General features: G+C 64.4%; 7 protein-coding genes. All 7 read right to left on the bottom strand.

From position 1 onward, the window contains the following. Nucleotides 1-123: 123 nt before the first annotated feature. Entirely contained in the window at nucleotides 124-654 is a 531-nt protein-coding gene (locus tag CN311_RS18105; protein ID WP_097575109.1) for an NADH-quinone oxidoreductase subunit B family protein, read from the bottom strand. Nucleotides 655-729: 75 nt separating this feature from the next. After that, nucleotides 730-2,241, bottom strand: a complete 1,512-nt coding sequence (locus CN311_RS18100; protein WP_097575116.1) for a hydrogenase large subunit — start codon at nucleotides 2,239-2,241, stop codon at nucleotides 730-732. A 20-nt stretch (nucleotides 2,242-2,261) separates the two neighbouring features. Further along, complete coding sequence (locus tag CN311_RS18095) at nucleotides 2,262-3,713, bottom strand: hydrogenase 4 subunit F (RefSeq protein ID WP_097575108.1); 1,452 nt, start codon at nucleotides 3,711-3,713, stop codon at nucleotides 2,262-2,264. Beyond that, on the bottom strand, nucleotides 3,710-4,372 hold the full coding sequence (locus CN311_RS18090) for a hydrogenase-4 component E (RefSeq protein WP_097575107.1): 663 nt from the start codon (nucleotides 4,370-4,372) through the stop codon (nucleotides 3,710-3,712). Before CN311_RS18090 ends, CN311_RS18095 begins: the two co-directional genes overlap by 4 nt. Beyond that, on the bottom strand, nucleotides 4,372-5,328 hold the full coding sequence (locus CN311_RS18085) for a respiratory chain complex I subunit 1 family protein (protein WP_097575106.1): 957 nt from the start codon (nucleotides 5,326-5,328) through the stop codon (nucleotides 4,372-4,374). The genes CN311_RS18090 and CN311_RS18085 overlap by 1 nt, the downstream gene beginning before the upstream one ends. Next, complete coding sequence (hyfB, locus tag CN311_RS18080; RefSeq protein WP_425351080.1) at nucleotides 5,319-7,337, bottom strand: hydrogenase 4 subunit B; 2,019 nt, start codon at nucleotides 7,335-7,337, stop codon at nucleotides 5,319-5,321. The genes CN311_RS18085 and hyfB overlap by 10 nt, the downstream gene beginning before the upstream one ends. Next, on the bottom strand, nucleotides 7,334-7,645 hold the full coding sequence (locus CN311_RS18075) for a helix-turn-helix domain-containing protein (RefSeq protein ID WP_097575114.1): 312 nt from the start codon (nucleotides 7,643-7,645) through the stop codon (nucleotides 7,334-7,336). The genes hyfB and CN311_RS18075 overlap by 4 nt, the downstream gene beginning before the upstream one ends. Nucleotides 7,646-7,655: the final 10 nt, after the last annotated feature.

The following is a 7,655-nucleotide window of genomic DNA, read 5'->3' as shown; positions in this document are numbered from 1 at the left end:
TACTTCTTCGGCTGTTCTCTCGCGGTTGCGACGGACCGCACCGCACCAGGGCGGATGCCGGGGGGGCGGGCCGTTTGTACGAACAAGGTCGCTGAGCGCACCCTACGAGGTCGGAGGTCAGGTTCACCCTCGGCGAGTTGCATTCACCCCTTCGAGCAAGGCGAGCAGGCCCTTCAAAATCTCGACCGGTGGCGGCGGGCAGCCGGGGATGTGGAGATCTACGGGCAGCACCTCCGACACGCCGCCAACGACGGCGTAGCTGCCGGCGAAGCAGCCGCCGTTCCTGGCGCAATCACCGAGCGCGACCAGCCATTTGGGGTTGGGGGTCGCGTCCCAGGTCCGCAGCAAGGCCTCGCGCATGTTCTTCGTCACCGGCCCGGTGACGAGCAGCACATCGGCGTGGCGAGGCGAGGCGACGAAGCGGATGCCGAAGCGCTCGATGTCGTAGAAGACATTGTTCAGCGCGTGCATTTCGAGTTCGCAGCCGTTGCAGGAACCGGCATCGACGGCTCGGACCGACAGGCTTCGGCCCAACCGCTTGCGGGCGGCGCCGTTGACGGCGCGGGCCAGTTCGTCGACCGCCGCATCGCTCGCCAAGGGCGGGTGCTCGGTGAGAGGGGGTCTGACCAGGCTTTCGAAGAGAAGCTTGCGCATGACAGAATGCCTTAGAGCATGGTTGGTCTGGTTCGACCATGATCTTTTCCGAACCGAAGGTTCGCGATTGCGGGTCTAGAGATCATGGCCGGAATAGGAGCAGTTGAACGACTTGTTGCAGAGCGGAAAGTCGGCGACGATGTTGCCCTCGATCGCCGTCTCGAGAAGCGGCCATTGGAACCATGAGGGGTCGCGCAGGTGGCAGCGCTCGACCATGCCGGCCTCGCCGATGCGCAGCCAGGCCAGGATGTCGCCGCGGAACCCCTCGACCACCGCCATGCCTTCCCGCGGCCCGTTCGGCCCGGCGATGTCGACATGGATCGGCCCTGCCGGTAGGTGCTCCAGGATCTGTTCCACCAGCGACAGGCTCTGCTCGACCTCGCGGATGCGTATCCAGACGCGCGCGTTGACGTCGCCTTCCTGCAGCACAGGCACATCGAAGGCGAGTTCGTCGTAGGGCGGATAGCCTGGGCTGCGGCGCGCGTCGAAGTCGCGGCCCGAAGCCCGACCGACATAGCCGCCGGCTGCATATTGCCGGGCGAGTTCCCCCTTGAGCCTGCCGGTGGCGACGGTGCGGTCCTGCAGCGAGGCGGTGTTGTCGTAGAGCTCGACCAGATGAGGAAAGCGCTGTCTGATCTCGGCGACCACGGACCGGATCGCGACCGTCCCTTCTTCGCTCAGGTCGATTGCCGCTCCGCCGGGCACGACACGGTCACGCATCAGGCGATGGCCGAAAGCCGCGTCGCTTGCGCGCAGCACACGTTCGCGCAGCGCGCCACAATGGGCAAGCATGATCGCGAAGGCGGCGTCGTTGCAGATGGCGCCTATATCGCCGAGATGGTTGGCGAGGCGCTCCAACTCGGCCATAAGCGCCCGTAGCCAGACGGCGCGCCGCGGCACGTCGACGCCCAAAGCCGTTTCGGCGGCTCGGGCAAAGGCAAGCGAATAGGCCACGGTGCTGTCGCCGGAGGTCCTGCCCGCCAGTCGGGCGGCGCGATCGACAGGCGAGCCTTTCATCAGGCCTTCTATGCCCTTGTGTACATAGCCGAGACGCTCCTCCAGCCGCACGATCGTTTCGCCACTCGCGGTAAATCGAAAATGCCCCGGCTCGATGATGCCGGCATGCACGGGTCCGACCGGGATCTGGTGCAGGCTCTCACCCTCCGCGGCAAGGAAGCGGTAGGAAGACGCCGCGGCTGGGGTCTGGGGCGCCGCCGCCAGGGGATGGCTCACTCCCCATTGGCCATGGTCAAGCCAGCGACGGGTATCCGGGAGGCCCTGTGGCGAGAGCCCGAACAGATCCGAGGCTGCACGTTCGAGCCGCAGGGCGGGTGGATGCCGCTGGCCGACCGATGAGTAGCGGCCGCCGGGACATTGCAGACTGATGACGCCGATACCGCGAACCTCGTCGAGCAGCGCCATGTGGATGGTGTCCGGCTCGCCCCAGAGGCCGAGCAGGCTCCAGCGGCCCTCGGCAAGCTGCTCGACGGCAAGGTTCCAGGTTTTTGAAGCCACCATGGCGCGTCGCCAGGGGGCATGGTGTTCGACAGGACGGCCGGCCTCGATGAGGTCGGTCAGCGCGGGCATCTTCCTTTTGCTCATCCGCTTCATCCCAGGATGGTCGCGACGTGCTGGAACCAGGTGACCAGAGGCGGCGGCAGGTAGATGCCGGCGCCAAACACCAGGGCCAGATGGGAATACATCGGCACGTAGGATGCCTCGACCGGCGCAGTGCTGCCGCGCGGCTCGCCGAAGGCGACGCCGGTCAGCCGAAGCAGCAGGGCGCCGAAGGCGAGCAGAAGCCCGAACACCAGCGGGATCGCCAGAAGCGGCTGTCTTGCAAATGTCGAGCTCACGATCAGGAATTCGCTCATGAAGATGCCGAGCGGCGGCAGGCCGGCAATGGCAACGACGCCGATGACGAGCGCCCAGCCAAGCCCGGGATGCGTTTCCGTCAGCCCTCTTATGTCGGCGATCTTTTGTGTCCCCTTGACCTGCGCGATGTGGCCGACGGCGAAGAAAATCGCCGACTTGGTCAGGCTGTGCATGACCATGTGCAGCAGGCCGGCAAAGTTCGCCAGCGGGCCGCCCATTCCAAATGCAAACACGATGATGCCCATGTGCTCGATAGAGGAGTATGCGAACAGGCGTTTGATGTCGCGGCGGCGGTAGAGCATGAAGGCCGCGAAGATGAGAGAGGTGAGCCCCATTGCGATCATCAACGGCCCCGGAGCTATCGCCTGCGGGCTTGCGGCGAGCAACATCTTGAAGCGCAGCACGGCATAGAGCGCGACGTTCAAGAGCAGGCCCGACAGCACCGCCGAAATCGGCGTCGGGCCTTCGGCATGTGCATCGGGCAGCCAGGCATGCAAGGGGGCAAGGCCGACCTTGGTGCCGTAGCCAAGCAGCAGAAAGACGAAGGCGACGTTGAGCAAAGCCGGGTCGAAATGCGCTGCCTGTTCGATGAGCACCGTCCAGACCATGGCATTGGTGCCCTCGCCGACGACCGGTTGCGCGGCCATGTAGACGAGGATGGTGCCGAACAGCGCAAGCGCGATGCCGACGCTTCCCAGGATGAAATACTTCCAGGCGGCTTCCAGCGCCTCGTGCGTGCGATAGATCCCGACCATCAGCACGGTGGTCAGCGTGGCAAGCTCCACCGCCACCCACATCAGGCCGATGTTGTTCGACACGAAGGCGAGGTTCATGCCGAACATCATGATCTGGTACATTGCGTGATAGAATCTGAGGTTCGGCGCGGTCAGCCGGCCGGTCTCCAGCTCGTGGGCGATATAGGTCGCGCTGAATATACTGGTCGTGAAGCCGACGAATGTGTTGAGCACGATGAAGACGATGTTGAGATCGTCGACCAGGAGATACTGTCCCGGCTGCGGCCGGTCGGTGACGAAAAGCGAGAGTGCGGCAAGCAAGGTCAGCAGGCTGGCGACGACATTCAGGCGCGCCGTCACCTTGTAGTTCGGCAACACGGCCATCAGCGCCGCCGCCAAGGGCGGTATCAGCAGGATGGCGGCCACGGCGTCGAAGGAAAACGCGGTCAACGGCGTTCCCCCCTGTAGTCGTCGAGCGCGCCGACATCGACCGAATCGAAACGTTCGCGGATGCGGAACAGGAAGACACCGATGACGATGAAGGCGATCAGGATCGAGAAGGCGACGCTGATCTCGACCACCAGCGGCATGCCCTTGGCGCCGGTGGCGGCGAGCACAAGGCCGTTCTCCAGCGACATGAAGCCGACAACCTGGCTGACGGCATTCCGGCGGGTGACCATTACCAGCAGGCCGAGCAGGATGATGGACAGCGCGAAGGCCAGATCCTCGCGCGCCAGCGGATCGGCGTCGGGAGTGACCCGCAGCATCAACACCATGGACAGCGTCACCAGGCCTATTCCGGCCAGCATGGTCGGACCGATGCCGACAGCGGTCTCGATGTCGCGGTGGATGCCGAGCCGCTGGATGATGCGGTGAAGCCCGACGGGAATCACGATCGCCTTGAACACGAGGGCGATCACCGCGGTAACGTAGAGATGGTGAGCGTCCTGGACATAGGCCTGCCAGGCCACGGACAGGGCAAGCACGACCGCGTGGAGCGCAAAGACGTTGATCAGCGCAAACAGGCGATCCTGATAGAGCATCATGAAACTGACCAGCACCAGGCCGCCGGCGAGCAGATGGGCAATATCGAAGGTGAGGCCGTTCATCAGAGGCTCCGTGAGACGAACAGCAGGAGTGTGCCGAGCAGGGCCAGCATGAGCGCCACGCCGAGGAAATCCGGGACGCGAAAGACACGCATCTTGGCGATGGCGGTCTCGAAGACGGCCAGCAGAATGCCACAGACGGCAAGCTTGCCGACATAGGTGACGGCACCCAGAACGAGGAGTTGCGGCCTGGCCCCGGAGGTCACCAGCCCCCAGGGTATGAAAACGCATGAAATCAGCGAGACATAGAGCAGAAGCTTCAGGAAGGTGGCAAACTCGATCATCGCCAGATGGCGGCCGGAATATTCCAGGACCATCGCCTCGTGAATCATCGTGAGCTCGAGATGGGTCGCCGGGTTGTCCACCGGTATGCGGGCGTTTTCGGCGATCGCCACGATGACGAGAGCGACCAGCGACATGCCGAGCGACACCCGCAGACCGACATCCGGCGAAGCCATGAAGGCAGCGACGGTGGAGAGTTGCGTCGCGCCGGCGACGAGCGCCAGGCTGAACACGATCAAAAGCATGGCGGGCTCGGCCAGCGAAGCGATCATGACCTCGCGGCTTGCGCCGATGCCGCCAAAGCTCGTGCCGACATCCATGCCCGCCAATGCGAGGAAGAACCGGGCGCTGCCAAGCAGCGCGACAATGGCGATGAGATCGGCGGTCCAACTGAAGGTGAGGCCGGTGGCGAATGTCGGAATGAGCGCGGCGGCGACCCAGGTGGCGGCAAAGATCAGGTAGGGGGTCACGCGAAACAGCCAGGATGCGTTGTCCGCCAGGACGACCTCCTTGCGCATCAGCCGCAGGACATCGCGGTAGGGCTGGATCAGCGACGGCCCCTGGCGGCGCTGCAGTCTCGCCTTCACCTTGCGCACGAAGCCGCTCAGCAGCGGTGCCAGCAAAAGCACCAGCACCATCTGCGCGCCCTGGACGGCCAGTTCAAGGATCAGGGCCATAGCGCGAGCACCAGAAGCAAGGTGACGAGGTAGAGAAAGACCAGGGTCAGATAGCGCCGGATGGTCAGGAACTGCAGGCGGTTCAGCTTCTCGGTCGCATAGCCGACCGCGCCGGCGATCGGCTGGTAAAATGTCTCCCAGATCACATCGTGCATTTCCACGGTGAGGCGCGCCGGCCCGGTGGCGCCCGGCGGCGGCATTTCCACCTTTTCCCTGGCACGGAATGCAAATGTGCCGAAGACGCGGCGGATGGGCTGGGCGAAACTGACGGCCGTGTATTGCGCCGCCGGGGTGATATCCGGGAAACCGCAACCCCAGGCAGGACCGCGACGCAGCGCGTGCGAGGCGAAGCGGTGGATCACCACGGCCGCGAGCGAGGCGGAGATCGTGATGAACACGAGCACCAGCAGGCCATTATAGGAACTGCGGCTCTCGGCGATCGGCACGATCGACAGCCAGGGCTGCGCCATCTGCACCGGCATGCGGCTGCCGATGAGCGATAGCGTCACCGGTGAAATTCCGTCTATGACAAAGCCCGGCAGAATGCCGGCAAGCAGACAAAGAGCCGCGAGAGCGAACATTGCCGCCAATGAGTAGTGATCGACCTCCCGTACCTGCTCCATCGCCGCGGAGCGTGGTCGGCCGAGAAATGTGATGCCGAACGCCTTTACGAAACAGGCCGCGGCCAGCGCCGCCGAAAGCGCCAGCAGGCCGCCGACCGCGGGCACCATGACTTTCAGGCCCCACTGCGGCAGGTCAGGGCTCTGCAGGATGGCCTGGAAGGCCAGCCATTCGGAAACGAAGCCGTTGAAGGGCGGAAGTGCCGAGATCGAAACGCAGCCGACGAGAAAGACAAAACTGGTCAGCGGCATGCGATGGATAAGACCGCCCAATTTCTCCATGTTGCGTTCGCCGGTTGCGGTCAGCACGGCGCCGGCGCCAAAGAACAGCAGGCTCTTGAAAAAGGAATGGTTGAGAACGTGGAAGAGTGCCGCGGTGAGCGCCAGTGCCGCGGCCGACGGCATCGCGTTGGCCTTGAAGGCGAGCGCGAGGCCAAGGCTCGCGAAGATGACGCCGATGTTTTCGATGGTGCTGTAGGCGAGCAGCCGCTTGAGGTCCTTTTCCATCAAGGCGTGGAGGATGCCGAGAACCGCCGTCAGGCCGCCGAGGAAAAGCACGACGACGCCCGACCACCACGCAGGCTCGCCGAGCAGGTCGAAGATGACGCGTATGAAGCCATAGATGGCGACTTTGGTCATGACGCCGCTCATCAGCGCCGAAACGTGGCTCGGCGCGGCCGGATGAGCGAGCGGCAGCCAGACATGCAAAGGGACAAGGCCGGCCTTGGAGCCGGCGCCGAGCAGCATCAGGGCCAGAACGGCGGCGGCGACGAACAGGGTTGGCTCGGCGGCGCGCATCGCGTCGAATGTATAGGTTCCGGCCGGTCCGGCCAGCAGGCCGAAGGCGAGCAGCAGCGCCAGCGTGCCGAAGCTCGCCATAACCAGGTAGATGTAACCTGCCCGCGTGTTATTGGGTTCGCGGTGGTGCGCCATGACGAGCGCCCACGAGGCGAGCGACATGAATTCCCAGGACAACAGGAAAGTGAAGGCATCGTCGGCCAGGACGACGAGGTTCATACCGGCAAGGAAGGCCGGGAAGAACGGCAGCACGCGGTGCGGCGCGGACTCGTGGCGGCCATAGCCAAGTCCATAGAGGCTGGCGAAGGCGCCGCCGAGGTTGACCACGACCAGGAAAAAAGCAGATAGCGCATCCAGGCGGAAATGGGCGCCGATCCAGGGCAGGCCGAGCGGCAGCGTAACGACCGACACGCCGGCGGGATCGCTGACCAGATGGCTTGAGACGGCCAGGAACATGACGGCCGTGATGCCAAGGATCAGGCCGTAGACCAGTTGTGTCGCCGAATCGCGCCGGCTGATCGCTATGGCCAGCATGGCGGTTCCCAAAAGCGCTGCGACGCCCCACAGCAGAAGGGCGACGATCGAAATCACGGCAGGCTCCCGCCGGACCCGGCTTCGGTATTGTCGGCGCCGGAAATCCTGACCTGACCGGAGCCTTCTTTCAGCCGCACCCCGCGCCCGCCGGCATGGCTTGTCGCACCTTCCCCGATCAACTCGATGCCGGCGGCCTCAAGCGCTGCAATCAACTTCATGAGGGAATCGACATTGCCCCGGATCATCCACTCGCTGGCTTCCATGCGCTGGATTGTCGGCACTGACAGGCCGGACAATTCAGCAAGCCTGCGCTGATCGATGCCGAGCAGCGCCCTGGCGGCACGCAACTGTGGGGCGGTTATCACCAATCGCTCT

It is taken from the genome of Mesorhizobium sanjuanii (assembly GCF_002529485.1).
GTDB lineage: Bacteria > Pseudomonadota > Alphaproteobacteria > Rhizobiales > Rhizobiaceae > Mesorhizobium > Mesorhizobium sanjuanii.
Note: the sequence above shows the minus strand (reverse complement) of the source record. Positions and strands in the feature narration are given on the sequence as shown.